22 protein-coding genes, 1 other RNA gene and 1 pseudogene are annotated in these 26334 nt (G+C 67.6%); 5 read left to right on the top strand and 19 right to left on the bottom strand.

Annotated features, from left to right (window positions below; all coding sequences use genetic code 11):
• Positions 1 to 2: 2 nt before the first annotated feature.
• From AC0IX4_RS16630 to nadA, 6 genes are all read right to left on the bottom strand, one after another.
• Positions 3 to 1151, bottom strand: a complete 1149-nt coding sequence (locus AC0IX4_RS16630; RefSeq protein WP_056069060.1) for a histidinol-phosphate transaminase — start codon at positions 1149 to 1151, stop codon at positions 3 to 5.
• The gene (gene hisD, locus AC0IX4_RS16635; protein WP_471829999.1) at positions 1148 to 2485 is read right to left on the bottom strand and encodes a histidinol dehydrogenase; all 1338 of its coding nucleotides are present in this window, start codon (positions 2483 to 2485) and stop codon (positions 1148 to 1150) included. The genes AC0IX4_RS16630 and hisD overlap by 4 nt, the downstream gene beginning before the upstream one ends.
• A gap of 108 nt (positions 2486 to 2593) precedes the next feature.
• Positions 2594 to 3061 (bottom strand): SRPBCC family protein, encoded by a 468-nt coding sequence (locus AC0IX4_RS16640; protein WP_042573408.1) that lies wholly within the window; start codon positions 3059 to 3061, stop codon positions 2594 to 2596.
• A gap of 37 nt (positions 3062 to 3098) precedes the next feature.
• Complete coding sequence (nadC, locus tag AC0IX4_RS16645; RefSeq protein ID WP_042573286.1) at positions 3099 to 3968, bottom strand: carboxylating nicotinate-nucleotide diphosphorylase; 870 nt, start codon at positions 3966 to 3968, stop codon at positions 3099 to 3101.
• A complete protein-coding gene (locus AC0IX4_RS16650) occupies positions 3965 to 5584 on the bottom strand; it encodes an L-aspartate oxidase (RefSeq protein ID WP_471830000.1) in 1620 nt (539 codons plus the stop codon). The genes nadC and AC0IX4_RS16650 overlap by 4 nt, the downstream gene beginning before the upstream one ends.
• On the bottom strand, positions 5581 to 6618 hold the full coding sequence (gene nadA / locus AC0IX4_RS16655) for a quinolinate synthase NadA (RefSeq protein WP_042573285.1): 1038 nt from the start codon (positions 6616 to 6618) through the stop codon (positions 5581 to 5583). The genes AC0IX4_RS16650 and nadA overlap by 4 nt, the downstream gene beginning before the upstream one ends.
• 81 nt (positions 6619 to 6699) lie before the next feature.
• Here nadA and AC0IX4_RS16660 point away from each other — a divergent pair, with 81 nt between their 5' ends.
• Positions 6700 to 7455 (top strand): NUDIX hydrolase, encoded by a 756-nt coding sequence (locus AC0IX4_RS16660; RefSeq protein ID WP_471830003.1) that lies wholly within the window; start codon positions 6700 to 6702, stop codon positions 7453 to 7455.
• A gap of 4 nt (positions 7456 to 7459) precedes the next feature.
• Here AC0IX4_RS16660 and AC0IX4_RS16665 read toward each other — a convergent pair whose 3' ends face one another.
• Both AC0IX4_RS16665 and AC0IX4_RS16670 read right to left on the bottom strand, forming a co-directional pair.
• Positions 7460 to 8521 carry a GGDEF domain-containing protein gene (locus AC0IX4_RS16665; protein WP_162245350.1) on the bottom strand — a complete coding sequence of 354 codons (1062 nt, stop codon included), beginning with the start codon at positions 8519 to 8521 and terminating at the stop codon, positions 7460 to 7462.
• Positions 8522 to 8682: 161 nt separating this feature from the next.
• Positions 8683 to 9249, bottom strand: a complete 567-nt coding sequence (locus tag AC0IX4_RS16670) for a DUF2567 domain-containing protein (RefSeq protein WP_052493117.1) — start codon at positions 9247 to 9249, stop codon at positions 8683 to 8685.
• A 69-nt stretch (positions 9250 to 9318) separates the two neighbouring features.
• Between AC0IX4_RS16670 and AC0IX4_RS16675 the strand changes: the two genes are divergently transcribed.
• From AC0IX4_RS16675 to treY, 4 genes are all read left to right on the top strand, one after another.
• Positions 9319 to 9915 (top strand): TetR/AcrR family transcriptional regulator C-terminal domain-containing protein, encoded by a 597-nt coding sequence (locus AC0IX4_RS16675; RefSeq protein ID WP_042573284.1) that lies wholly within the window; start codon positions 9319 to 9321, stop codon positions 9913 to 9915.
• The gene (locus tag AC0IX4_RS16680) at positions 9912 to 10841 is read left to right on the top strand and encodes an NAD(P)/FAD-dependent oxidoreductase (RefSeq protein ID WP_471830005.1); all 930 of its coding nucleotides are present in this window, start codon (positions 9912 to 9914) and stop codon (positions 10839 to 10841) included. Before AC0IX4_RS16675 ends, AC0IX4_RS16680 begins: the two co-directional genes overlap by 4 nt.
• Positions 10842 to 10921: 80 nt before the next feature.
• Positions 10922 to 13267 carry a glycogen debranching protein GlgX gene (gene glgX, locus AC0IX4_RS16685; protein ID WP_042573282.1) on the top strand — a complete coding sequence of 782 codons (2346 nt, stop codon included), beginning with the start codon at positions 10922 to 10924 and terminating at the stop codon, positions 13265 to 13267.
• 9 nt (positions 13268 to 13276) lie between these two features.
• Entirely contained in the window at positions 13277 to 15625 is a 2349-nt protein-coding gene (gene treY, locus AC0IX4_RS16690) for a malto-oligosyltrehalose synthase (RefSeq protein WP_471830006.1), read from the top strand.
• A 20-nt stretch (positions 15626 to 15645) separates the two neighbouring features.
• Here treY and AC0IX4_RS16695 read toward each other — a convergent pair whose 3' ends face one another.
• From AC0IX4_RS16695 to ftsX, 11 genes and pseudogenes are all read right to left on the bottom strand, one after another.
• Positions 15646 to 16449, bottom strand: coding sequence for a DUF1295 domain-containing protein (locus tag AC0IX4_RS16695; RefSeq protein WP_042573280.1), 804 nt, complete (start codon positions 16447 to 16449; stop codon positions 15646 to 15648).
• A gap of 2 nt (positions 16450 to 16451) precedes the next feature.
• On the bottom strand, positions 16452 to 17753 hold the full coding sequence (locus AC0IX4_RS16700) for a class I SAM-dependent methyltransferase (RefSeq protein WP_471830008.1): 1302 nt from the start codon (positions 17751 to 17753) through the stop codon (positions 16452 to 16454).
• Positions 17750 to 19024: an SAM-dependent methyltransferase gene (locus AC0IX4_RS16705; protein WP_042573403.1), complete on the bottom strand. Its 1275-nt coding sequence runs from the start codon at positions 19022 to 19024 to the stop codon at positions 17750 to 17752. Before AC0IX4_RS16705 ends, AC0IX4_RS16700 begins: the two co-directional genes overlap by 4 nt.
• A 72-nt stretch (positions 19025 to 19096) precedes the next feature.
• Positions 19097 to 19810, bottom strand: a pseudogene (locus AC0IX4_RS16710) (DUF1365 domain-containing protein); the annotation flags it as partial.
• Positions 19807 to 21108, bottom strand: coding sequence for an NAD(P)/FAD-dependent oxidoreductase (locus AC0IX4_RS16715; RefSeq protein ID WP_042573278.1), 1302 nt, complete (start codon positions 21106 to 21108; stop codon positions 19807 to 19809). The gene AC0IX4_RS16715 and the pseudogene AC0IX4_RS16710, both read right to left, overlap by 4 nt.
• A 57-nt stretch (positions 21109 to 21165) precedes the next feature.
• Positions 21166 to 21825 (bottom strand): alpha/beta fold hydrolase, encoded by a 660-nt coding sequence (locus AC0IX4_RS16720; RefSeq protein ID WP_056069075.1) that lies wholly within the window; start codon positions 21823 to 21825, stop codon positions 21166 to 21168.
• 98 nt (positions 21826 to 21923) lie between these two features.
• Positions 21924 to 22294: a transfer-messenger RNA gene (gene ssrA / locus AC0IX4_RS16725) on the bottom strand.
• A gap of 58 nt (positions 22295 to 22352) precedes the next feature.
• Positions 22353 to 23870: an SDR family oxidoreductase gene (locus AC0IX4_RS16730; protein WP_056072370.1), complete on the bottom strand. Its 1518-nt coding sequence runs from the start codon at positions 23868 to 23870 to the stop codon at positions 22353 to 22355.
• A gap of 69 nt (positions 23871 to 23939) precedes the next feature.
• Positions 23940 to 24809: a DMT family transporter gene (locus AC0IX4_RS16735; protein ID WP_471830299.1), complete on the bottom strand. Its 870-nt coding sequence runs from the start codon at positions 24807 to 24809 to the stop codon at positions 23940 to 23942.
• A complete protein-coding gene (gene smpB / locus AC0IX4_RS16740) occupies positions 24806 to 25279 on the bottom strand; it encodes an SsrA-binding protein SmpB (protein ID WP_042573276.1) in 474 nt (157 codons plus the stop codon). The genes AC0IX4_RS16735 and smpB overlap by 4 nt, the downstream gene beginning before the upstream one ends.
• Positions 25280 to 25360: 81 nt before the next feature.
• Positions 25361 to 26266 (bottom strand): permease-like cell division protein FtsX, encoded by a 906-nt coding sequence (gene ftsX, locus AC0IX4_RS16745; RefSeq protein ID WP_042573400.1) that lies wholly within the window; start codon positions 26264 to 26266, stop codon positions 25361 to 25363.
• Positions 26267 to 26334: the final 68 nt, after the last annotated feature.

The following is a 26334-nucleotide window of genomic DNA, read 5'->3' on the forward strand; positions in this document are numbered from 1 at the left end:
GCTCACTGGGACGTCCTCTGTAGGGGGGCGATGGGGCCGGTCACCGTGTCGACGAGCGCAGCACTGACCTCGAGGAAGCGGTCGTTCTCCGCCTCCACGCCGATGGTCACCCGCAGGTGCCCGTCGATGCCGACGTCCCGTATCAGGACGCCGTGATCGAGGTACTGCTGCCACACCGCGGCCGCGTCGGCGAAGCGACCGAACAGGACGAAGTTGGCGCTGCTCGGAATGACATGGAATCCGAGTGCGGCCAGTCGACCCATCACACGGTCACGCTCCGATGCCAGTTCCGCGACGGAGGCCAGGGTGTCGTCGGCGTGCCGCAGCGCGGCGCGCGCAGCGGCCTGCGTCAGAACCGACAGGTGGTACGGGAGCCGGACCAGCAGGAGTGCGTCGACGATCGCCGGCGCGGCGACCAGATAGCCCAGCCGTCCGCCCGCGAAGGCGAACGCCTTGCTCATGGTCCGGCTGACCACCACGCGGGTCGGGAACTCGTCGATCAACTCCACCGCACTCGGCGCATCGGAGAACTCCGCGTAGGCCTCGTCGACGATGACGATTCCGCGTGTCGCCGAGATGATCCTGCGGATGTCGTCGAGCGTCAGTGTGTGTCCGGTCGGGTTGTTCGGCGTGGTCACGAAGACGACGTCGGGGTCGGTCGACTCGATGGCCGACACGGCCGCATCGATGTCGAGCGAGAAGTCCTCGCGGCGGTGCAGGTCGAGGAATTCCGTCTGCGTTCCCGCCGAGATGATCGGATGCATCGAGTACGACGGGACGAATCCCAGCGCGCGTCGCCCCGGCCCGCCGAACGCCTGGAGCACCTGCTGCAGGATCTCGTTCGAGCCGTTGGCCGCCCACAGGTTGTCGACGGTCACCGCGACCCCGGTGCGTCCCGCCACGTACGACGCCAGGTCGGTCCGCAGAGCGACCGCGTCCCGATCCGGGTACCGGTGCAGCGACGCCGCGGCTTCGCGAACCGACCGCGCCACGTCCTCGACGAGCGCCTCGGACGGCGGGTGCGGATTCTCGTTGGTGTTCAGTTGGACCGGAACCTCGAGCTGCGGGGCACCGTACGGCGACTTCCCCACCAGCGCTTCGCGTAACGGCAGGTCGGCGAGGGTGGCGCCCGAACCGGGAACGGCCGTCACGAGCGCGCCTCGAAACGCACGCTCACAGCGTCGCCGTGAGCGGGCAGATCCTCCGCATTCGCCAAGGCGACGACATGCGCCGCAACTCCTTCGAGTGCGTCCCGCGAGTAGTCGACGATGTGGATCCCACGCAGGAACGTCTGCACGGACAGACCCGACGAGAACCGGGCGCACCCTGCTGTCGGCAGGACGTGATTGGAACCCGCGCAGTAGTCACCGAGGCTCACCGGTGACCACGGGCCGACGAAGACCGCTCCGGCGCTGCGGATGCGACCGGCGACCTCCGACGCGTTCTCCGTCTGGATCTCGAGGTGCTCCGCGGCGTACGCGTCGACGGTCCTGATGCCGGCGTCGAGCGAATCGACCAGCACGATGCCGGACTGCTCGCCCGACAGCGCCGTCGCCACACGCTCGGAGTGCTTGGTGGTGAGAGTGCGCTCGGCGACCTCACGTGTGACGGCGTCTGCCAGCTCCAGGGAGGTGGTCACCAGCACGCTGGCAGCCAGGACATCGTGCTCGGCCTGGGAGATGAGGTCGGCCGCCACGTGGACCGGGTCCGCGGTGTGATCGGCGAGGATCGCGATCTCCGTCGGTCCTGCTTCGGAGTCGATGCCGACGACGCCTCGGCACAGCCGCTTGGCGGCGGTGACGTAGATGTTGCCGGGTCCGGTGATCATGTCGACCGGCTCGAGGGCCTCACCGTCGGTGTCGATGCCGCCGTAGGTGAGCAGCGCGACGCCCTGCGCCCCGCCCACAGCCCAGACCTCCTCGACGCCCAGCAGAGCCGCGGCGGCGAGAATCGTGGGGTGCGGCAGTCCGCCGAAGTCGACCTGCGGCGGCGACGCGACGACGAGACTGCCCACACCTGCCACCTGCGCCGGCACGACGTTCATGACGACCGACGACGGGTAGACGGCATTGCCTCCGGGCACGTACAGACCGACGCGATCGACGGGCACCCACTTCTCGGTGACCGTGCCCCCGGGGACGACCGTGGTCACCGTCTCCGAGCGCCGCTGATCCTCGTGCACCGTGCGGGAGCGCTCGATGGAGACGTTCAACGCCTCACGGACAGCGGGATCGAGGTCGGCCAGGGCCTCCTCCAGCGCGGCGGCGGGTACGCGCACCGCGTCGGGACGGACCCTGTCGAACGTCTCGCAGTAGTCGAGCGCCGCGTCGGCACCGCGCTCACGGACCGCCTCGACCACAGGAGTGACCAGATGCAGCACCGAGTTCACGTCCACTCCGCCTCGCGGGAGAACGGCCCTGAGTTCGGCCGTGGACGGGGAGCTGCCGCGTAGATCGACGCGTCTCAGCTCGGTGCGGGCGGTCATGAGTGGTCCTCTCGGGGGTCACGGCGTGGTGCGGCCGTGCGGCGCATGGCAATTATCGCGCAACGCCCACTGGCCGCACCCGTCGGGGACGACTGGCCGACAGCGAGGTCAGGCGTACCGGTTGGCCAGTTGCTCGAGCGTGGCGGTGATTCCGACGACGTTCTTGTCCGTCTGCTTGGTCAGTTCGAGCATCGCCGGAGCCTTGGCGGTGCCGTAGATGAACGATTCCGTGACGTCGGTCGTCGTCGGCGAGGTCTGCGCGAACTCCCAGCGCCACTTGTGTCCCAGCGGGTGCTGCCACTCGATGACCTTGGTGTCACCGGTGTCCACGAACTCCGTCACCGTGCTGGTGATCCGGTACGGCAGGCCGAACTGCTTCATCTTCACCGAGAACTTCGCTCCGTTCGACAGAGGCGACGGGCCCTTCACGGTGTCCTTGACGGTGCCGGAGCCGTCGAGCTCGCCGTGACGATGCGGGTCGGCCACCTGTGCGAAGAGTTCGTCTGCCGATGCGTTCACGGTCACCCGTCGGGCGATCACACGGTCGCCACGGTCCACTGTCGTCACTGATGTCATGTGACCGATTGTGCCCGAGGAGCCCGACACCGAAACGTCAGCCGAAGTCGAGGCCCAGGTCGAGCACCGTCACCGAGTGCGTGAGAGCGCCCACGGCGAGGAAGTCGACGCCCGTGCCGGCGTACTCGGCGGCCGAGTCCAACGTCAGCCCTCCGGACGATTCGAGTCGTGTACCCGGAGCCGATCTGTCTCGTCTCTGCACGGCCATCTGTGTCTGCCACAGGGGGAAGTTGTCGAGCAGGACGAGGTCGACGTTCTCGGCCAACACCTCGTCGAGTTGTTCGAGCGTGTCCACCTCGACCTCGCACGCGATGTCGGGTGCCGCACGCCGCACGGCATGCAGTGCGGCGACCACGGACCCCGCCGCGACCACGTGGTTGTCCTTGATCAGCGCGGCATCTCCGAGGCCCATCCGGTGGTTGGTTCCGCCACCGGCCCGCACGGCGTATTTCTGCAGTGCGCGCAGTCCGGGGAGGGTCTTGCGACTGTCCCGGACGACACATTTCGTTCCCGCTACGGCGTCGACCCAGGCGGCGGTCGCCGTGGCGATGCCGGACAGATGGCACAGCAGGTTCAGCATCGTCCGCTCGGCCGTCAGCAGTTCACGCGTCGACGTCTCGACGGTGAGGACGACGTCACCGGGCTCGACGCGCGTGCCGTCGGCGACCCGGTGCACCGTCTCGTAGGTCCCGGCGACCTCGTCGAGGACCACGAGCGCCACGTCGACACCGGCCACGGTGCCGTAGCCGCGCGAGACCACGGATGCTCGCGTGCGCGCGTCGGCGGACACCGTCGCGAGCGTCGTCACGTCGGGTCCGTAACGCAGGTCTTCCTCGAGGGCTCTGCGCACCACGTCGAGAATCTCGTCGCGGTCGACGGGGACCAGATCATCGGTCGAGGCGGTCACGACACTCCTACGGTGGTGGTGGTCCCGGACGACGTCGTCGTCCGGGCGAGGAACGGGTCGTCGTCGTGACGGACGAGAACGATGTCGCCGTCCTCCGACAGACGGAAGGCGCGACTGCGGCGCTGGGCCGGATCCGAATCGACATGATCGAGTCGGGTGTGCGCCCCGCGCGTCTCGGTACGCAGTGCCGCCGCACGAACGGTGGCGGACGCGAGCATCGTCATCGCCGCGTCTTCCACATCGCCCACCGACGTGACCGGCCGCGTCTGCGCGGAATCCAGGACGGCCGATGCCCGGTGGAGACCGTCCGCATCGCGGACGACGCCGACGTCGCGCGTCATCGTCGCCTGCAGCACGTCACGATCCAGACGGCGGAGGTCGCCCAGCTCGGCGGGTTCCCCGACGACGGGAGTTCCGAGCCGTGCCCGTGCCGCTCGCGCCACACGGGTGCCGAGGACGACGCCCTCGAGCAGCGAGTTCGACGCCAGACGGTTCGCACCGTGCAGACCCGTCCGCGCCACCTCACCGGCGGCGAAGAGACCGGGTACGGATGTGCGACCGTCGGTGTCGGTCACGACTCCCCCGCAGGCGTAATGCGCGGCCGGCGCCACCGGGATCGGCGACTCGGACGGGTCGACACCCATGTCGAGGCACGCGGCGGTGACCGTCGGAAAGCGGCGATGCATGTCGCGTACCGGTCGTGCGTCGAGCAGAACGTGGTCCGCGCCGGATACGGCCAGTTGCCGAGCGATGGTGCGGGACACGACATCTCGTGGTGCCAGATCGCCCATCGGGTGGACACCCTGCATGATCGAGCGTCCGTCGAGGTCGGTCAGTCTCGCACCTTCGCCGCGCACTGCCTCGCTGACGAGGGGCAGACGTCCTCGCCCGCCGGGGCTGAACAACACGGTCGGGTGGAACTGCACGAATTCCACGTCGGCGATGGACGCACCGGCGCGCAGAGCGAGTGCGACACCGTCCGCCGTCGCTCCGGAGGGATTGGTACTGGCCGCGTAGAGCATGCCGTTGCCACCGGTCGCGATCAGCACGGCGGGCGCGCGGACTATGCCCACGTCGACACCCGGTGTCGTCCCGCCGAGGGAGACGACCACACCGGCCGCACCCTCGGGGCCGACGACGACCTGCAGCGCCGTGGCACCGCCGACGGTGGCGGGCGCCGTCGACGACAGTGCTCGCTGGATCTCACGCCCGGTCGCGTCCCCGCCCGCATGCACGATGCGGCTGACGCTGTGTCCGCCCTCGCGGGTGCGCGACACCTGTCCGTCCGGACCGTGGTCGAACGTGGCGCCCAGCGCAACCAAGGTGTCGAAGGCATCCGACCCCGCGCCGACGATGGACCGCACCGCGGCCTCGTCGCACAACCCGGCACCGGCGGTCAGCGTGTCGCGGACATGCGCCTCGACGTCGTCACCTGTCGCGATGGCGACGCCGCCCTGCGCGTACTGCGTCGACGTGCCCTCGATGTCCTTGCCGACGACGAGTACCCGCATGCCGAGGCGTGTGGCCTCGATGGCCGCGGCCAGTCCGGCCACGCCACCGCCCACGACCACGAGATCGGCGTCGGCCTCCCACGCAGGCGTGAGAGGGGTGCTCACTCGCCGCCGCCGGGGGACCCGATGGCGATCATGCGCTCCACCGACGCACGCGCTCGCTCGGCGGTGGCGAGGTCGACGTGCACCTCGTCCTTGCCTTCGGTGAGACACCGCAGCAGGGCCGCGGGAGTGATCATCTTCATGTAGGGGCAGGACGCGCGGTCGTTGACTGCCTGGAAGTCCACACCCGGCGCGGCTTTACGCAACTGATGCAGCATGCCGATCTCCGTGGCCACCAGGACCTGCGTGGCGCGGGTGGTCCGTGCGGCGTCCAACATTCCTCCGGTGGAGAGGATCTTGACCTTCTCCTCGGGGACGAAGCCCTCTCCCGCCAGGTACAGAGCGGACGTCGCACAACCGCATTCCGGGTGGACGTAGAGCTCCGCGTCCGGGTAGGCGCGAGACCGAGCGGTCAACTCGTCCCCGTTGATGCCGGCGTGCACGTGGCACTCCCCCGCCCAGATGTGCATGTTGGTGCGCCCGGTCTGTCGGCGGACGTGGGCGCCCAGGAACTGGTCGGGAAGGAACAGCACCTCGCGGTCGCGGTCGATGGAGTTCACTACCTCGACGGCGTTGGACGACGTGCAGCAGATGTCGGTGAGGCCTTTGACCTCGGCCGTCGTGTTGACGTAGGAGACGACGACCGCGTCGGGGTGCTCGGCCTTCCACTCGCGCAGCTGCGCCGCATCGATGGAATCGGCGAGGGAGCATCCGGCGCGCTCGTCGGGAATGAGCACCGTCTTGGACGGGGCGAGGATCTTGGCGGTCTCGGCCATGAAGTGGACGCCGCAGAAGACGATGGTGTCCTCTTCGGCCTGCGCCGCGATGCGGGACAGGGCGAGGGAATCGCCGACGTGGTGTGCGATGTCCTGGATCGCGGGCAGCTGATAGTTGTGCGCGAGGATCGTGGCGTTCTTCGCTTCCGCGAGGCGCAGGATCTCCTCTGCCCACTCCGGTCCGGCCTCGACGCCGGAATACCCGCCCGGTCCGTCGACGACGGCCGAGTGTCCACCGAATCGCGTGGTCGTGATCGACATGAAGTACTCCTCGCGTGCGTTCGGCGACGGAATTCGCCGGGTGCCGATCCGCCGGAATGGACCCGGCGGGGTTTTCGACTTATGATCGAAAACGTGATTCATCGTAGCACCGCCACCGACGAGCACCCCCGGGTCGGCCTCGATCCGGCCGCAGGACCCGTTCACGAAGTCCTGTCCGTCGTCTTCCAGGTGCGCGAACAGGTTGCCCACCGGCCGGCCGAACTGTGCGTCCTGCTGTGGCAGCGAGCCCTGGCGCCGGCACGCGGAACATGGTCCCTGCCCGGTGGTCGGCTGGGCGACGACGAGAACCTCATGGATTCCGCACGACGCCAGCTCGCCGAGAAGGTCGACGTGCGGGAGGTGCGGCACCTCGAGCAACTGTCAGTGTTCTCCGAACCCGGCCGGGTTCCCGGAGAACGCCGGATCGCCTCCACGTTCCTCGGCCTGGTGCCGATCGACGGTGATCCCCGACTTCCCGTCGACACCGCGTGGCATGCGGTCGCGGATCTCCCCGACACGGCCTTCGACCACGGGACGATGGTCGCGCATGCACGGACCAGGCTGGCGGCGAAACTGTCCTACACCAACATCGCCTTCGCGTTGGCGCCCACGGAGTTCAGCATGTCGACGCTTCGCGACATCTATTGTGCCGCATTGGGTTACCAGGTCGACACGACGAATCTCCAACGCGTCTTGAATCGGCGACGAGTGATCGAGTCGACCGGTCGGACCGCCCCTCCCGGCCCCACCGGCGGACGACCGGCGGCGCTCTACCGGTTCCGCGACACCGCCCTCCGTGTCACCGACGAGTTCGCTGCTCTGCGCCCACCGGGGTGATTGGTCAGCTCGGGACTCTGCCGGGCCCGACGGTCGTCGACTGTTCGGGATCACGTCGGTCGAGTACGACGGTATCGCCGCCGCGGGCCTTCGCGGAGTACATGGCCCGGTCGGCATGGATCAGGAGCACCTCCGCGTCGCGCGGCGTGGCCCGCACGGGTGACGACGCGACGCCGATGCTCAGACTGGAGTCCGGGTCGGACTGTTCGAGGTAGGTGGCGCAGAGAGATGCGGCGCGCGACATCACCTCGTCGAGCGGCAGCGCGGTGATGACGGCGAACTCCTCGCCTCCCGTGCGCGCGGTGATCGACGGTGACGGGAACGCCTCGTCGATGATCGCCGCCGTCCGTCGGATCACCGCGTCACCGTGATGGTGACCGAACCGGTCGTTGATCGATTTGAAGCGGTCGATGTCGACCACGACGGCCGCGAGGTCGACGCGAAGTCCGACCAGGTCGTCCGCCGAGGCGGTGAGTCCGCGTCGATTGCGGAGACCGGTCAACGGATCGAGATAGGCCGCCGCGACGTCGCTCTTCTGGATGAACTGCAAGCGGTAGATCGAAATCGGTGCGAGAAAGAGCACCATGACGATGAGCATTGCGTAGGTCACGGCCAATCGCGTGACCTCCGTGCCGGATTCGGCGTCCGACCTCACTGCCGACGCGAACACCGCAATACAGACGGCCACCGACACGGTGTGATGCGCAGCGAACACGCGTGGCGTGTGGAACGTGGCGACGTAACTGCTGGCCACGCCGAACAGGATGGTGCAGGGCAGAAGTGCCAGCGGGTCGGACAGCGACAGGATCACCGCGGACAGCCCGATGTCCGCATATGCCACGAAGGCCAGGGACATTCTGCGCGAGGGCCAGGGACCCCGGATCCACGCGGCCCCGACCGCAGCCGTTCCCACCGCGTTGGCGAACACGATCACCGATCCCACCCCTGAAGCAGCTGTCGGCGGCGATACTCCGGCCACGACGTACAGCGCCGCGAACAACAGACACGACAACCCGATCAGAACTCGCGTCGAGGCGAGGGCGGTGTGGGTCTCGAAGTACTTCACCGTCCACCTGTAGTCGACGGGGCTGCTCAGCCAGCGTAGGACGGGATTCGCCACCCGGGACGGCCTTCCTACGCGAACGATGAGGCCCCCCACGCGGCCTTCGGAAGGCCGCCCCATGACTGCTCAGTGAAGCAGACGAACCGGTGCTCCGAGCCCGAATGTCACGAGCTCGACATCGACTCGTCGGACGCTTCCACGGTGTCACCGCGTCGCAGATCGTCCGACGCGGACAGTGCCGCGATCAGGACGATCGTCACCGCCGCGGCCAGCGGCTGCGCGAGCAGCGCCAGCGGTGTCGACATACCGGGAGCGAGCCCGACGACATCGCCTCGTGCTGCACCCTCGGCGGAGGCGTAGCGAAGGGCACCCACGGCGAGACCGACCCCGGCGGCGACTGCGGATCCGGCGAACGCGCCGACCACGGTGTCGACCGCGAGACGCGGACCACGATCGGAGACGACGGACCAGACGCCCACTGTCGCAACCACTCCGGCCGCGGCCGTGATGCAGAGGAACAGAGCCAGTGCGTCGAATCGGTGATCGCTCTCCCCGGTCAGCACGATCGCGCGACCGTCGCCGACGGCGGCGACGTGCTCCACCGGAGCCGTCAGCGCCCACAGCGCGCCGAGGACGAGACCGACCGACGCGAACGATGCGACGACGCGCAGCGAGCGTCCGATCGAGCCACCACGACGTGACGCCACCTCGGACATGTCGACTTCGTTCACACCGGCCAGCCTAGGCTGTGCGGGAACGACCGTCCGGGTCGACGGACGAGTAGCCGAGAGGACGCGCGCATGCAGTTGCGGAAGAACGACGTCGTCGACGGCGCGCTCGTGATCCTCGACGACTACGGACTCGCGGACTTGTCGATGCGCCGCCTCGCCGGGTCACTCGGCGTGGCACCGGGCGCTCTGTACTGGCACGTGGCCAACAAACAGGCACTTCTCGGTGCGGTATCGGATCGCATTCTCGGCCGGCTCGATCGATCCGTCGGCGCGGAGCAGCACCCTCTGGACGACGTACGGGCGCGGGCGCACCGCCTGCGCGACGCACTCCTCGCCCACCGCGACGGGGCCGAGGTCGTCGCGTCGAGCTTGTCGGCCCGCACGGTCACCCATCCTGTGCGGTCGACCTTCGCCGCCGATCTCATCGCCGCGGGCCTGTCCACGGGCGACGCGGACCATGCCGCGGACGCCGTCCTGTACTACGTCCTGGGAGCGACGACCGACGAGCAGTCGCGCCTGCAGATGGAGTCGGCCGGAGCTGCGCCGGTCCCGGAATCCGCGGGCACGGACCAGCACCTCGACACGGACGCCACCGCTCGGTTCGCGTTCGGCCTCGAACTCTTCGTCGACGGCATCAGGCGCCGCGTCCGTACGCTGAACGCGTGACCTCCTCGACGTCTCCCGTCACCCTGCTCGGCGCCGGAATCTCCGGCGCCGCCTGCGCTCGCGTCCTCCGCGACGCGGGCATTCCGTTCGTCGTGCGCAACCGAGGCCGCGCAGTCGGCGGGCGGATGTCCTCGCCCGAGGTCCACGGTCGCAGAGTCGATCTCGGCGCCGGCTACTTCACCGTGCGCGACGACGGCTTCCGTGATGTCGTGGCCGACTGGGCCTCTCGCGGACTCGTGCACGAGTGGACCGACACCTTCACCGTGTTGGCAAAGGGCAAGGCCCCGGAGCAGAAGCCGGGCCCGATGCGCTGGGGCTCCCCCGGCGGGCTGCGCTCCCTGGTCGAGGACTTGCTCGCGGATATCGATGTCGACGCCACCGAGGCGGACGCTCTGCCCGCCGGTCACGTCGTCGTGGCGATGCCCGACCCTCAGGCCTCCCGACTCGTGGACGTTCCGGACTCCGTCGACTACGACCCCGTGATCGCGGTGGCCCTCGGGTTGTCCGCCGACGACGCCCGTCGACTCCCGTTCGACGACGCCGCCTTCGTCTCCGACGACGCGGACATCGAGTTCCTGGCGCGCGACGGTGCACGACGCGGTGACGGGGCGCCGGTGATCGTGGCCCACACGACGTCCGCGCGAGCCCGGCGGCACCTCGAGGATCCGGCCGGCGCGGTGTTGACGGTCGTCGACGCCGTCGCGGCACTCACCGGCATCGGGACTCCCGAGTGGACGCACACCCACCGGTGGACGTTCGCGAAACCGTCCGGTGCGCACGACCGCAGTCACGGCATCGTCGAGTCGGAGGACCGACTGATCGGTTTCGCGGGCGACCAGTGGTGTCCGGAAGGGTCACCGCGGGTCGAGAGCGCCTGGAGATCGGGCACGGATCTCGGATGCGCCCTCGTCGACCGGCTGTCCTGAGCAAGTCCTCTCACCGCTCTGATCTGCGGCCTCACTCGCCGACGCGTGACTCGGGGTTCGGCCGGGATAGGGTTTCGCACATGTCCGTCGACCATGCACACGAACCGACGATCCAGGTGTGGCCCGGCAGCGCGTACCCCCTGGGCGCAACCTACGACGGCGCCGGAACCAACTTCGCCTTGTTCTCCGAGGTGGCCGAAGCGGTCGATCTGTGTCTGATCGACACCGACGGCAGTGAGACACGAGTGCGGCTCGAGGAGGTCGACGGGTACGTCTGGCACGCCTACGTTCCGCAGGTGCAGCCCGGTCAGCGATACGGCTACCGCGTCCACGGTCCGTGGAACCCCGGCGCCGGACAACGGTGCGACGCCAGCAAGCTCCTGCTCGACCCGTACGGGAAAGCATTCGTCGGCGCCTTCGACGGCGACAGGTCGCTCTTCAGCTACGACATCGACATCCCCGAGCAGCCGACACCGGCGGTCCCAGCCGCCGACGACACGGATGCCGTGGTCCATCCGGGCGACGCCCACGACGGCGGCCCGGCCGGTTCCGCGGCCGCCTCGCGCACCGTCGACGCCACTCGGGCGAACGTTCCCACCGGCGGATCCGTCGCGCCGGCCGCGACGACTCCGGAACCCGAGGACGACGCCGACACCGACGACGGCGATTCCCATTTCCCGCAACACGACTCGTTGGGACACACGATGACCACGGTCGTCGTCAACCCGTTCTTCGACTGGCAGAACGACCGCTCTCCGCGTCGGCCCTACAACGAGACCGTCATCTACGAGGCCCACGTCAAGGGCATGACGATGACGCATCCCGACATTCCGGAAGATCTGCGCGGCACGTACGCCGGTCTGGGCCATCCGGCCGTGATCAGCCACCTGGAGAAGCTCGGCGTTACCGCTATCGAACTGATGCCGGTGCATCAGTTCATGCAGGACCAGACCCTGGTGGACAAGGGACTTCGCAACTACTGGGGCTACAACTCGTTCGGGTTCATGGCTCCGCACAACGAGTACGCGTCCTCCCCCATGGCCGGTTCGGCCGTGTCGGAGTTCAAGACGATGGTGCGCTCGTTCCACGAAGCCGGCATCGAGGTGATCCTCGACGTGGTCTACAACCACACCGCCGAGGGCAACCACATGGGCCCGACGATCGCGTTCCGCGGCATCGACAACGCTGCGTACTACCGGTTGGTCGACGACGATCCGTATTTCTACATGGACTACACGGGGACGGGCAACAGCCTGAACGTGCGCCACCCGCACACCCTTCAGCTGATCATGGACTCCCTGCGGTACTGGGTCACCGAGATGCACGTCGACGGCTTCCGCTTCGACCTCGCGTCGACACTCGCCCGCGAACTGCACGACGTGGACAAGCTGAGCGCATTCTTCGACCTGGTGCAGCAGGACCCGGTGGTGAGTCAGGTCAAGCTGATCGCCGAGCCGTGGGACGTCGGCGAGGGCGGCTACCAGGTCGGCAACTTCCCCGGTCTGTGGACCGAATGGAACGGCATGTACCGCGACACCGTGCGGGACTACTGGCGCGGCGAGCCGGCGACGTTGGGCGAGTTCGCATCTCGACTGACCGGGTCGTCCGACCTGTACGAGGCCACCGGCCGGCGACCCGGCGCGAGCATCAACTTCGTCATCGCCCACGACGGCTTCACTATGAACGACCTGGTGTCGTACAACGACAAGCACAACGAGGCCAACGGCGAGGACAATAACGACGGCGAGAGCCACAACCGCTCGTGGAACTGCGGCGTCGAGGGTCCCACGGACGATCCCGAGGTGCTGTCGCTGCGTGCCCGTCAGATCCGGAACATGCTGGCCACGTTGATGCTGAGCCAGGGCACACCGATGCTCGCGCACGGCGACGAGATGGGCCGAACTCAGCAGGGCAACAACAACGTCTACTGCCAGGACTCGGAACTGGCGTGGATGGACTGGTCACTCGCGGAGACGAACTCCGATCTCGTCGAGTTCACCTCGCGGGTCATCGCCCTGCGCAACGACCATCCCGTCTTCCGCCGTCGCCGGTTCTTCGAAGGCCGTCCCATCCGCAAGGCGGAGCAGACTCGCGACATCGCGTGGCTCACCCCGACCGGCGAGGAGATGACCGAGGAGGACTGGGACAGCGGTTTCGGTAAATCCCTCGCCGTCTTCCTCAACGGCGAGAACATTCCCGAGCCCGACAACCGCGGCAACCGTGTCGTGGACGACACGTTCTACCTGTGCTTCAACGCGCACCACGAGCCGATCGACTTCACCACTCTCGACGGCAAGTACGCGGACGAGTGGACCGTCGCGTTGGACACCGCCAGCGCTACCGGCGCCGACGATCGCGTCATCGTTGCCGGGACGGCCGTCGAGGTGCAAGCACGATCACTGTTGGTGCTGCGGAAAACGGGGTAAGGAAGCGCTATGACCCGCGACGCGATCACCTCGACCTACCGTTTCCAGCTGCGGGGTGATCGCTTCACCCTCCGCGACGCCACGTCGCTGGTTCCCTACCTCGCCGAACTGGGTGTCTCGCACGTCTACCTCTCCCCGATCCTCACGGCCTCGGAGGGCTCGACGCACGGCTACGACGTCACGGATCCCCGCACGGTCTCGGAAGCCCTGGGTGGTCGCGCTGCCCTCGAAGAACTGGTCTCCGAAGCCCGCTCGCACGGTCTCGGCGTCGTCGTCGACATCGTTCCCAACCATCTCGGCGTCGCCACGGCCCACGAGAATCCGTTCTGGTGGGACGTTCTGAAGTTCGGTCGCGCATCGCAGTACGCGTCGTACTTCGACATCGACTGGGCCGGCGCCGAACGCGTCGCGCTGCCCGTCCTCGGTGACGACGCCGATGTGAACGAGCTCAGCGTCGACAGGTCCGGCGACGAGGTCGTGCTGGCGTACTACGACAACCGGTATCCCGTGGACCCGTCTACCGACGACGGTTCCGACGACGCGAAGGCGTTGCACGACAAGCAGTCCTACGAACTGGTGGGATGGCGCTCGGGCCGCATCGGATACCGCCGATTCTTCTCCGTCAGCGACCTGGCCGGGTTGCGACAGGAGGACCCGGCAGTCTTCGATGCGACGCACGCCGAAGTCCGCAGCTGGTTCGACGACGGTCTGGTGGACGGGGTCCGCGTCGATCATCCCGACGGTTTGACGGCGCCCGCCGAGTATCTGTCGCGGCTGCGCGGCGTCGTCGGACCCGACTCGTGGCTCGTCATCGAGAAGATCCTCACGGCGGACGAACCGCTGGACGTCACCCTTCCCGTCGACGGCACCACCGGCTACGACGCGCTGGCGGATCTGGGCGGTGTCTTCGTCGATCCGACAGGCGAGTCCGCGCTGACGCAGCTTTCTCTCGACACGACAGGCGATGCCGGAGACGCATCGTGGGTCCACGGGGCGGAGCGCGCGATCAAGGAGGACACCGCCCGCACGCAGTTGGCTCCCGAGGTACGTCGCCTGGTGGCGGCCATCGCTCGCGACACCGGTCTGGACTTCGACCACGATCTCGCGATGGACGCCGTCACCGCGGTGGTCGCACGGATGCCGGTCTACCGGTCGGACTACGCACCGCTCGCCGGGATGTTGCCGCGTCTGCTCGGCGACGTCGCCGTCGATCGACCGGCCCTCGTTCCGGGGCTGGAGATCCTCGCAGCGGCGGTGTCCACCAGCGGAGAAGCGTCGGGTCGGCTCCAGCAGGTGGCCGGCGCCGTGATGGCGAAGAGCGTCGAGGACTGCATGTTCTACCGCACCTCGCGCCTGGTCTCGCTGCAGGAGGTCGGCGGAGACCCGTCGCGCTTCGGTCGATCGGTCGCCGAGTTCCATCTCCGGTTGTCGGAGCGAGCACGGTTGTGGCCCCGCGCCATGACGACGTTGTCGACACACGACACCAAGCGCGGAGAGGACGTCCGCGCGCGCATCGGAATCCTCTCGCAGACACCCGATCTGTGGCGGAGCTGCCTCGTGGACTGGGAGGCGGAGGCGCCGTCACCCAACGGTCCCACCGGACTCTTCCTGTGGCAGAACATCATCGGGACGTGGCCTGCAGACGGCGTCGTGACGGACGAGTACCGCGAGCGACTGCATGCCTACGCGGAGAAGGCGATCCGCGAAGCAGGGTCGTTCACCGGATGGAACGACGTCGACGAGGACTTCGAGTCGGCCGTGCACTCGTGGATCGACACCGTCCTCGACGGTCCGGTCGCATCGTCGGTGACGAGCTTCGTTTCGCAGATCGCACCGCACGCATGGACCGATGCGTTGGGCCAGAAGCTCCTCCACATCGCGGGCCCCGGAATTCCCGACATCTATCAGGGCACGGAACTCTGGGAGGACTCGCTGGTCGATCCGGACAACCGCCACGACGTGGACTACTCCACACGTCGGGCGTTGCTCGACACCTCGGGCACACCTGCACTCGACGCCACCGGGGCGGCGAAGTTCCACGTGACCCGGGCCGCCGCCCGCCTACGCCGAGAACGCCCGTCGAGCTTCGTCGGCGGCGGCTACTCCCCCGTGTTCGCCACCGGGACCGCTGCCGATCACGTCGTCGCCTTCGGTCGCGGTCCGGCCGCCGAGGACTCCGATGTCCTGGCGATCGCTACCCGCCTGTCGCTCGGCCTGGTGGAACCCGGGTGGGGTGACACCGCTCTGGAGTTACCGGACGGCACGTGGACGGACGTGCTCACCGGTCGCAGCGTCTCCGGATCCGTCGCGGTCGGCGAGCTTCTCGCCGACCTTCCGGTCGCGCTTCTCACGCGGTGACACGGTCCGCCGGAGAAGGCTCACGCCTTCTTCGGCGGGAGCGGGACGAAGTAGCTGGTGCGCTGTTGGTACTCGCGGTAGCCGGGACGCTCGGCCATGTGCTGCTCGAGCAGGCGCGCGCCCGTCGCGAAGACGAGGAAGTACGTCATCGCCACCGGGGAGAGCACCGTCAGCACGCCCGGCCAGTGCGCGGCGGCGACGAGGAAGATGCCCCACCACACGCACGCGTCCCCGAAGTAGTTCGGGTGACGGGTGAATCGCCACAGGCCGCGGTCCATGATGGTGCCCTTGGACGACGGGTCGGCCTTGAAGTCGTCCATCTGCTTGTCGCCGACGGTCTCGAACGAGATGCCGACGATCCACGCCACCACACCGAGCGCGGTGATGATGCCCGCGGACCCCTGCGTCACCGCCGAGACCTGCACCGGCAGCGAGACGAACCACAACGCGAGCCCCTGCGTCAGGTAGATCTTGCGGATCGCGTACAGCGCAGGACTTCCGGGAGCCGACGAGAGCATCTTCTCGTAGCGCGGATCCTCGCCCTTGCCCCGTGATCGTCGGAACATCGACACGGCGAGCCTGGTGCCCCACGCGCCCACCAGGACGAGCAGCAGCACTCGACGCCAGCCGTCGCCGGCTCCCGTCAGCGCAGCGACCAGCGCCACCGCCACGAAGCCGGCACCCCAGCTGACGTCGACCACATTGTGCCGACCGATCCGGAAACCGATCAGCGCGGTCACCGTCAGCACGACGACGACCGCCACGAGCGACGACACCGTGACCACGGCGAAGGCGCCCCAGGTCCCGGCGTCGGTGCCGACCATGCTCACCCGTGCGACCGCACGGGCGGCATGGAAGACACGCCGCGCTCGTCGGGTCGCACCGACAGGATCTGATCGACGCCCATCCGACCGTCGCGGAAAGCCATCCCGCCGCCGACGAGGTACAGGCGCCACACCCGCGCCACCTCGTCGCCGACCAACGCCACGAGGTCGTCCCAACGGCTCTCGAAGGTCTCGTACCAGGCGTCGACGGTTCGGACGTAGTGCTCGCGCAGCGCATGTACGTCGCCCACCTCGAGGCCGGATTCCTCGATCATCGCCACCGTCGCACCGACCGGTCGCATGTACATGTCGGGCGCGATGAACGACTCGATGAACGCGCCGCCGCCGGGGTTGTCTCCCGCCTTGCGAGACATCTGCTGCACCAGCACTCGACCGCCGGCCACGACGTTGTCGTACAGCGCCTTCGCGTACACCGGGTAGTTCTTCTCGCCGACGTGCTCGCCCATCTCGATGGACGCGACGGCGTCGAACGGGCCGTCGGGCACCTCGCGGTAGTCCTGGATCCGGATCTCGACCCGGTCCTGGAGTCCGCGGTCGGCGATCCGCTTGTCGATGAACGCTTTCTGTTCGCGGGAAATGGTGACGCCCACGACCTGCGCGCCGTAGTGCTCGGCGGCGTGCAGGCTGAGCGATCCCCACCCGCAGCCGACATCGAGGAACCGCATACCGGAGCGCGTGTCGAGTCCGATCTTGCGGCAGACCAGGTCCAGCTTGTCGCGCTGCGCATCCTCGAGTCCGTACGCGGGGTCGTCCGACGTCCAGTAGCCACTGGAGTAGGCCATCTGCGGATCGAGCACCATCTCGTAGAACTCGTTCGACAGGTCGTAGTGGTGACTGATGGCAGCGCGGTCCCGGACCAGGGAGTGCAGGCGACCCTTGATGACGGCCTGCGACGCGGGGGCGGGCAGCGGTCGGCCACCGCGTCCGAGCCCGACGACGCCCAGGGACGCGGCCGTGCGGATCAGGTCGACGACGGCCTTGGGGCTCGGCCGGACCGCGGTGAGGCGACGGGAGCGCACGACCTCCCACACGTGGGTCAGTGCCTCGTTCAGATCGCCCTCGACATCCAGTTCACCCGTGACGTAGGCCTGCGCCGCACCCAGCTCGCCGGGACTCCACAGCAACCGCCGCAGGACGTTCGGGCTGTAGAGGGTCACGGCGGGTGCGTCGATCGGCCCGGCGGTCGATCCGTCCCAGGCGGTCAGCCGTACCGGCAACGCACCTCCCACGAAAGGCGCCAGCAACGTCTCCAGTCGGGCTGCCACGGTGGCGTCGGTGGTCATGAGTCACTCCTTCGTTCGAGCAGGATCTGTTGGACGTCGATGTAGCCCGACCCGAATCCGGCCTCGGAGTAGCAGAGGTAGAAGTGCCACATCCGGGCGAAGACGTCGTCGAAGCCGAGCATGCGAGCTTCCTCGACGTGATCACGGAAGCGCTCGTCCCACAGTCGGAGTGTCCGTGCGTAGTGGTCACCGATGGACAGACGCTCGCGCACCCGCAGCGTCGTCTCCTTCTCGGTGATGTTCTCGATCGCACGGATCGACGGCAGGAACCCGCCCGGGAAGATGTACTTGTGCACCCAGGTGTAGGTGTTCCGCGTGGCGAGCATGCGCTCGTGCGGCATCGTGATGGCCTGGATGGCCACCTTGCCACCGGGCGCGAGGACGGAGTCGATGGTGCGGAAGTATTCGCCCCAATACTGGTGTCCCACAGCCTCGATCATCTCGACCGAGACGATCGCGTCGTACTCGCCGTCGACCAGGCGGTAGTCCAGTAGGTCCACCTGGACACGGTCGGCGAAGCCCGCTGCGTCGATGCGCTTGTATGCCAGTTCCTGTTGTTCGATCGAGAGCGTGACGGATCGGACCGTGGCCCCGCGCTCGGCCGCCCGGATGGCCAGTTCACCCCAGCCGGTGCCGATCTCGAGAACCCGTGTCCCGGCAGTGACCCCGGCTCGGTCGAGGAGACGGTCGATCTTGGCGCGCTGGGCATCCGCGAAGTCGTCCCATGTCGGCGCCGGAGTCAGCGACGGGAACAGCGCACTCGAGTACGTCATCGTCTCGTCGAGGAACAGCTCGAACATCTCGTTCGACAGGTCGTAGTGCCGCGAGATGTTCGACCGCGTGTTGGTCGTCGTGTTGGTCTCGGTCTTCGGTTGTTTCGGAATGTAGAGCCCGCGAAGGCGCTGCAACCACTTCGGGATCAGGGTCGCCATGCGCTCGGCGAATACGCCCAGGGCGGCGGTGAGATCCGGCGCGTCCCAGTCGCCGGCCATGTAGGCCTCGCCGAATCCGATCAGGCCGCTCTCACCCACCCGCGCCGCGAAGTCGCGCGGGCGGTGGATCGTCATGACGGGTGCCGACGGATCGTTCGCGCCGCCGCCGAGAACCACACCGCCCGGCATCTCGACGCGGATGTTCAGATGCTCCGACGCTCGCCGGAACAACGCGTCCGCGACGGGCGCGGCGAGACGCGCCTTGACCGTCATCGGAGCCGTGCCGATCGACGGCCATCGGTCCGCATCGATCGTCCGTGCCGGCGCGTAAGGAGTCATCTCGGTGCTTTCTGTCAGGGTGTCGGGGGCAGGAGTTGCGGGGCGTGTGTCATCGGGTGCGGGCGGCCGCGGAACTGTGCGTAGTCCGCGCGCCCACAGCGCGATGCCCTGGCGCCGGATACGCGCACTCACCACGTGGGGAGCGAACGGGGCGCGCGCCAGAACGCGCGCGACGACCCCCGGTGTCGCCGTCCGTCCGGTACCGGACATCGTCGCGACGAAAGGTGGGTGGCCGTCCCGGATCAACGTGATCGACAGCGCCAGAGTGCCGTCGGGTTCGGGAAGTCGCATCGCGTACTCGCCACTGACGTCGTTGAACGGCGAGACGTAGAACTCCTTGAGCGTACGGGCGGCGCCACGCTCGTCGGTGTCGAGCAGGTACCGGTGCCGCTCTCCGTAGGTGTTGTGCACCTCGGCCACGACGTGCTCGACGCGTCCGGCTCGGTCGTGCAGCCAGTACACGGTCAGCGGGTTGAACACGTACCCCAGGACGCGTGCGTTGGTCAGCATCGTGATGTGGCCGACGACGGGAGGGATGCCCCGCGACTGCAGGAAATCGTCGAGATTGGACCGCAGTGACGCCGCCGGATCACCGACGTGGTCCGCGGAGTCGATCGCCGCGAACGCTGCCAACGGGCCGGGAAGTGCAGGAAGGTGGTCGATGTCGACGAACCACGAGTAGCTGCGGTAGGTGAACTCGTTCTCGACGGGAGCCGTCCGGATGTGCCGGATGGACGTGTCGTAGATCGCCGGCCGAGTGTCGTGAGGCGTCCGCATCCCGCTCATGTCCAGGCTCCGCCGAGGCGTTCGGCTGCACGCAGACCCGATGCGGCGCCGTCCTCGTGGAATCCCCACCCGTGATAGGCACCGGCATACGCGACCTGGTCGGTGTCCAACTCGGGAAGACGCGCCTGCGCCGCCACCGATTCCGACGTGTACAGCGGGTGCTCGTATCGCATGGTCTCGATCACCGCGGACGAGTCGAGCGCGGCGCCCTCGGCGGTCGGATCGTTCTCGTCGCCCAGGGTGACGAGATAGCGAGACCCCGTGTCCGGAAGCCGCTGCAACCGTGACATGTCATAGGTGACGACGACCCCGCCGGGCGCAGCGCTGCACTGGGGCATCCGGTAGTTCCACGACGCGCGAGCTCTCGGCGTCCGCGGGAGAACTGTCTCGTCCGTGTGCAGCCGCGCGACGTTCGGCGAGTACGGCATGGCACCGAGGACCAGGTGCTCGGTGGAGGTCGGATCTGCCAGCATCTTCAGGGCCTGCTGGGGATGGGTCGCGACGACCACGGCGTCGTAGGTGTCCGTCGACCCCCGAGCGTCCTCGATCTCCACGCCCCGGTCGGTCCGCCGGATCGACGCCACCGGCGTACCGGTGCGAATGTCGGCGATTCTCTCCGCGACCCGATCGACGTACGTGACGGATCCGCCCGTCACCGTCCGCCAGGTCGGTGATCCGCCGACGCCCAGCATTCCGTGGTGCTCGAGGAACGAGAAGAGGTAGCGCGCAGGGTAATCCAAGGCCCGTGACGGCTCGCAGGACCACACGGCGGACACCAGCGGCGTCATGAAGTGCGACTCGAAGTACTCCGAGAACTCGTGGTGTGCGAGGAAGTCGGCGACTGTCGAATCGTCGTCGGGGGCAGCCAGCAGCGCACGAGCGCTACGGTGAAAGCGCGTGACGTCGAGCAACATTCGCAGGTAACGACCGCGCAGGAGCACCGAGGGGCTCGGGAACAGACCCGAGAATCCCTGGCCGCCGGAGTATTCGAGACCGCAACCGTCGCAGCGGATGGACATGCTCATGTCCGATTCCTGCGTGGGAACGTCGAGTTCGCGGAAGAGCCGTTGCAACGTCGGGTAGGTGCGATCGTTGTGGACGATGAAACCGGTGTCGACGGGAATCACGCCGTGCGACGTCGTCGACACGGAATGCGTGTCGGCGTGTCCGCCCAGCCGCTCGTCCGCCTCGTACACGGTCACACGAGCGTTCTTGGAGAGGACGTACGCGGCGGTGAGGCCCGCGACCCCTGCTCCGACCACGGCGACGCGCCGCTCGGTGAGGTCACCGTCCGTCATGTGTGTTCTCCCTAACGTGAAGCGACGTCTCCGGGAAGCGGAGAACCGTTCGCTGTATCACTCGGGTTTCGTAGACGAGACCTTCCGCGATTGGTCGAGAACGAACTCGCGTACCCGGCTCGACCATGCCCGCGGTGATCGAAGCATGAAATGTCCGGCTCCGCGCATCGCGACGAATGTGGCGTCCACTCCCCTGGCCGATGCCCGCTCCGTCGCCGCGCGGGACGCGACAGGATCGGTCCAGCGGTCCACCGTGCCGTGCAGGACCAGAAGCTTCTGCCCGGCACGCATCGTGTCGGTCTCGGTGCCGTCCGGCCACCACGGAGCAAGTGCGGCGACCGCGACGACGCGGGGATGGCCGGCAATGGCCGCGGCGGCGCGCCCACCCATCGAATGACCGACGACCGTGATGCTCACGTTCGGCCCGTACGCCTCGACCAGTCGGTCGCACGCCCACTGCGCATCGCGCACCGGACTGCGATCGCTTCCGTTCCACCCGCGGTACCGGTACTGCAGTTGGGTGACGACGGTGTCGTCACCCGCCGCGCGTCGCAGGTCGCGGGTGAACGGCACCATCCGGACGGCGGACAACTGCCACGGCTGCGCCCTGTCGGTGCTCGCCACCTTCCCGCCGTGCAGGACGAGAACCGCCGCGGACGCCGGGCCGCGACGCAGTCCGTGCAGATGCGGGGTGATGTTGGAGTCAGTGCTGCTCATACTCCTCATTCGCTACGCCGACCGTGGTGGATGTCGATCTGTGGCTGACACGACACCGGCCGAACACCTTCACGGTGTCCGGCCGGTGGTCGGTATTTCTGTGGAGCTGCCGGGAATCGAACCCGGGTCCTGTGTCGGTTTGCTAGGGCTTCTCCGTGCGCAGTCCGCTATGCCTCTACTTGGATCTCCAGATCTCGCAGACAAGCCTGGATGACGATCCCAGCCACTGTTTGATGTTCCACATCACTCCGCAGCCGAGTGAATAGGTGAGCCCTCTAGCTGATGCCAGTACCCGGCCCGAGGGCGAAACCGGACTGACAGACACGCAGTCGCTACTTAGGCAGCGAGTGCGTAGTCGCGCTGATTGGAATCGGCGCTTATATTTTTGCGATGACGCTTACGGTGGTCTCTCGCCTGCACCGGCACGCTTCCCCTAACTAGACGCACACAGTCGAAACCGTTCAGCCCCTTTCCCGCCCGAAGGCGATGTGTCCGCCGAACTTCTCCGGCGGCTCACCAGTCTAACGTCATCCGACGCGGGTTTCATCCCGTTTGTTGCCGGTGTCGGCCGCACGCTCCGCCTTGTGCGTGATGTTCTCGAGCATCCCCCGGAAGATGACGCCGTGGAACGGCATGATGGCGAACCAGTAGACACGTCCGCCCAGGCCACGCGGGAAGAAGATGGCGCGCTGCTCGTACCGCGACCGCCTGCCGCCGTCGAGCGGCAGCACCTTGAGCTCGAGCCAGGCTCCGCCCGGCGCCTTCATCTCCGCGCGCAACCGCAACAGCGATCCACGCTCGATCTCCTCGACACGCCACCAATCGAGAGCCTCGCCGTTGACCAGGCGGCGCGGGTCGCGTCGACCACGCTTCAAGCCCACTCCGCCGACGACCTTGTCCAGCCACCCGCGGATGACCCACGCGGCGGGGAACGAGTACCAGCCGTTCTCGCCGCCGATTCCCTCGACGACGTCCCACAGCAACTCCGGCGGGGCGTTGCAGTCCTGGGCCCGTTCGTCGACGTAGACCACCTCACCGGCCCAATCGGGGTCCGACGGCAGCGGATCCGACGGTGCGCCGTTGTCGGTAGCGTTCGACCACGTCGTCTCGACCTCGCCGTCCTCGATGCGTCGCAACGCGAGGTGGACGGAATCCGCGAAGGTGGTCAATCCGCCCTCGGGCGGAGGCACGACCGTGTCGATGTCCTGCTCGTGGGCGATGGCGTCGTACTGCAGTGATTCGATGAGCGGCATGGCCAGGCCCCTGGGGATCGGCGTGACCAGCCCGATCCAGTGACCGGCCAGCCTGGGCGTCAGCACCGGCAGCACCAACATCCGACGCTTGCGCAGGCCCGCCACGCTGGCGTATTCGTTCATCATCTCGCCGTACTGCAGAACATCCGGACCACCGATGTCCCAGGTACGGGACGTCTCGAACGGGGCTGTCGCAGACTCGATCAGGTAGTGCAACACGTCGCGGACGGCGATCGGCTGGATCTGGTTGTGCACCCACTTCGGGGTGGTCATGACGGGGAGTCGGTTGGTGAGATGGCGGATCATCTCGAACGACGCGGATCCCGACCCGATCACGACGCCGGCCTGGAGCACGACGGTGAAGACGCCGGAGTCGATGAGGATCCGACCGACCTCGGCGCGGGACTCGAGGTGCGGGGAGAGCTCGCCGTCGACCGGGTGCAGACCTCCGAGGTAGACGATGCGGCGAACTCCTGCAGCCTTCGCCGCGTCGGCGACGTTCTGCGCGCTGATCCGCTCGGCCTCGGCGAAGTGATCCGAACCGCCCATCGAGTGGACCAGGTAGTAGACGACGTCGACGTCGCGGAACGCCTCGTCGAGCGACTCGCGGTCGTTCAGGTCGCCGCGCACGACCTCGACGTTCGCGGCCCACGGAACGTCGCGAAGTTTCTGCGGCGATCGCGCGAGAACGCGAACGCGGTAACCGGCTTCCTGCAATCGCGGCGCCAACCGACCGCCGATGTATCCGGTTGCCCCGGTGACGACGACACGTGCGCCCGCTTCGGTGTTCATGTCCTCCATTCGTAGCAGAGGAGCACGTCGAGTGTGGTGCCCACCGAGCCTGCAGTCACCGACAGGTGGTCAGGCACCCGCGGTGATCAGCCCGACCGCACCCAGAGCGATGACCATGCCCACGATCTGAACCTTGGCAACCTTCTCTCCCAGCATCACCATGGCCAGCAACACGGTCGCGGCGGGATAGAGCGAGGCGATCACGCTGACGAGGGACAGGAGCCCACCCTGGAACGCGTAGAGCAGTGCTGCATTGGCCGCGACGTCCAGAACCGCGATCCACGCGGCCAGCTTCAGCACTCCTCCGCGGGGGAAGAAGAACATGCCCGTGCCGACGGCGACTGCCCACACGAGGGCGGTGGCCGTGACCCGATTGGCCAGCAACGGCCACAGACCTGCGTCGTCCTCCCCGGCCAGGTCGAGGAAGATGAACGTCAACGCGAACGCCAGACCGGATCCGACGGTCAGCCATGCCACGCGGGGCGTGAACCGCAGCGTCCGACCCCCGGCCACATCACCCGCTGCGTCGTCGGGAGACTCCTTGCTGACCATGATCACGGCGACCAGCGCCAGAGCGATGCCGATGTACGCCGGCACGCCGGGACGCTCGCCCAGGAGCAGTCCGACGCCGACGGGCACACCTGCCACCACGACTGCGGTGATCGGGGAGACGACAGCCATCGGTCCAACGGCGAGTGCCAGATAGAACCACCACACGGCAACTCCGCCGGCCAGTCCGGACAGCGCGCCCCACATCACGGACGACGCGGTCAGCGTGCCTCCGACGAACGGCATCACGGCTGCCACGATCAGAACCGAGACCGGGTACGAGACGATGACCACGCGCAGCGCGGCGACACGTCGGGACGCGACTCCTCCGACGAAGTCACTGACGCCGTAGCCGAGCGCCGCGATCAGCGCGAGGACGATCGCGGTCAGCGCATTCCCTTTATCCGACGACCCAGCTCACGAGTGACCTCGCGTTCCGCCGTGCGACGGGCCAAATCCTGACGCTTGTCGTAGTCCTGCTTGCCCTTCGCCAGGGCCAGCTCGACCTTGACCTTGCCCTCATTGAAGTACATCGACAGTGGCACCAGGGTCATGTTGCCCTCGCGGGTCTTGCCGATCAGCAGTTCGATCTCCCGCTTGTGCAGCAGCAGCTTGCGGTTACGACGCGGCGCGTGGTTGGTCCAGCTCCCCGCCATGTACTCGGGAATGTGCAGTCCGCGTAGCCACACCTCGCCGTCGTCGACAGTCGCGAACGCGTCGGCCAAGGACGCCTTGCCGTCCCGCAGACTTTTGACCTCGGTACCGACCAACGCGACACCGGCTTCATACACATCGAGGATCGTGTAGTTGTGGCGCGCCTTGCGGTTGGTCGCAATGGCCTTGCGACCTTTCTCCTTCACAGCTGGAACTCCTTCGGGCGCGGCTGGACATGACTTCTGACAACCATAAGGACGGTGTCCACTCGTTTGTTCCGGTGGGCGTTACTGGCGTACGTAGAGCCGGAGCGTGATGTACGAGGTGACCGTCGCCATCCCGACGCCGACGAGCAGCAGGATGGGCGAGACCAGGAGCACGTCACTGGTGGTGATCCGGGCCAGGATGTTGGCCTGGTACAGGTCGTCCAGGACCGAGTCGATGAACGCGGACTTCGCGGTGAACAGACCGGCGATGGCGAGGACGGCACCGACCAGCGACGCGACGATCGCCTCGAGCAGGAAGGGCAGCTGCGTGTACCACCGTGTCGCGCCGACGAGTCGCATGATGCCGACCTCGGTTCGACGGGTGAAGGCGGCGATCTGCACCATGTTCGCGATCAGGAGGACCGCGGCGATCGCCTGGACCACGGCGACGGCGAAGGCCGCGTTGCGGACGCCGGCCAGCACACTGAACAGCCGATCCACCAGTTCGCGCTGGTTCAGCACGCTCTGCACGCCGGGTCGAGCACCGAACTGGTCGTTGACCACACCGAAGCGTTCCGGATCGCTCAGCTTCACCTTGAACGACGCCGGGAAGCTCTCGGGCGAGACGAGCGACGCGAGCTCCGGCTGATCCTTGAACACACGATCGGTCGCATCCGCGACGGCGTCCTCACGGTTGAGGTACTGGACGGACACCACGGAGGGCGTGGACTCGAGGTCGGATCGCAGGCCGGAGCAGATGCCCGAGGTGCAGTCCGGGTCGCTGGTGGAGATGTCGTCGGTCAGGAAGATCTGGACCTCGACGCGGTCCAGGAAGATCTGCTGCGTCTTGCCGGCCATCTGCACCACGAGCAAGCCGCCGCCGAACAGGCCGAGCGAGATGGCCGTCGTGAGAACCATCGCGATGGTCATGGTGATGTTGCGGCGCAGACCCGTCAGGACCTCACCGAGAAGAAAACTGGCGCGCACGTTCACATACTTTCGTCGAGACGGAATCGGACAGTGGCCCGGAAAAGTCGAAGGGGCCGGGAGCGGGA

The organism is Rhodococcus sp. AC861 (assembly GCF_979256035.1).

Bases quoted from the DNA above. Each gene is read 5' to 3' on its own strand.
- hisD (WP_471829999.1), bottom strand. From the start codon at position 2,485: ATGACCGCCCGCACCGAGCTGAGACGCGTCGATCTACGCGGCAGCTCC.
- AC0IX4_RS16640 (WP_042573408.1), bottom strand. From the start codon at position 3,061: ATGACATCAGTGACGACAGTGGACCGTGGCGACCGTGTGATCGCCCGA.
- nadA (WP_042573285.1), bottom strand. From the start codon at position 6,618: ATGTCGATCACGACCACGCGATTCGGTGGACACTCGGCCGTCGTCGAC.
- AC0IX4_RS16660 (WP_471830003.1), top strand. From the start codon at position 6,700: ATGATCGAAAACGTGATTCATCGTAGCACCGCCACCGACGAGCACCCC.
- AC0IX4_RS16675 (WP_042573284.1), top strand. From the start codon at position 9,319: ATGCAGTTGCGGAAGAACGACGTCGTCGACGGCGCGCTCGTGATCCTC.
- glgX (WP_042573282.1), top strand. From the start codon at position 10,922: ATGTCCGTCGACCATGCACACGAACCGACGATCCAGGTGTGGCCCGGC.
- treY (WP_471830006.1), top strand. From the start codon at position 13,277: ATGACCCGCGACGCGATCACCTCGACCTACCGTTTCCAGCTGCGGGGT.
- AC0IX4_RS16695 (WP_042573280.1), bottom strand. From the start codon at position 16,449: ATGGTCGGCACCGACGCCGGGACCTGGGGCGCCTTCGCCGTGGTCACG.
- AC0IX4_RS16700 (WP_471830008.1), bottom strand. From the start codon at position 17,753: ATGACCACCGACGCCACCGTGGCAGCCCGACTGGAGACGTTGCTGGCG.
- AC0IX4_RS16705 (WP_042573403.1), bottom strand. From the start codon at position 19,024: ATGACTCCTTACGCGCCGGCACGGACGATCGATGCGGACCGATGGCCG.
- AC0IX4_RS16715 (WP_042573278.1), bottom strand. From the start codon at position 21,108: ATGACGGACGGTGACCTCACCGAGCGGCGCGTCGCCGTGGTCGGAGCA.
- AC0IX4_RS16720 (WP_056069075.1), bottom strand. From the start codon at position 21,825: ATGAGCAGCACTGACTCCAACATCACCCCGCATCTGCACGGACTGCGT.
- AC0IX4_RS16730 (WP_056072370.1), bottom strand. From the start codon at position 23,870: ATGAACACCGAAGCGGGCGCACGTGTCGTCGTCACCGGGGCAACCGGA.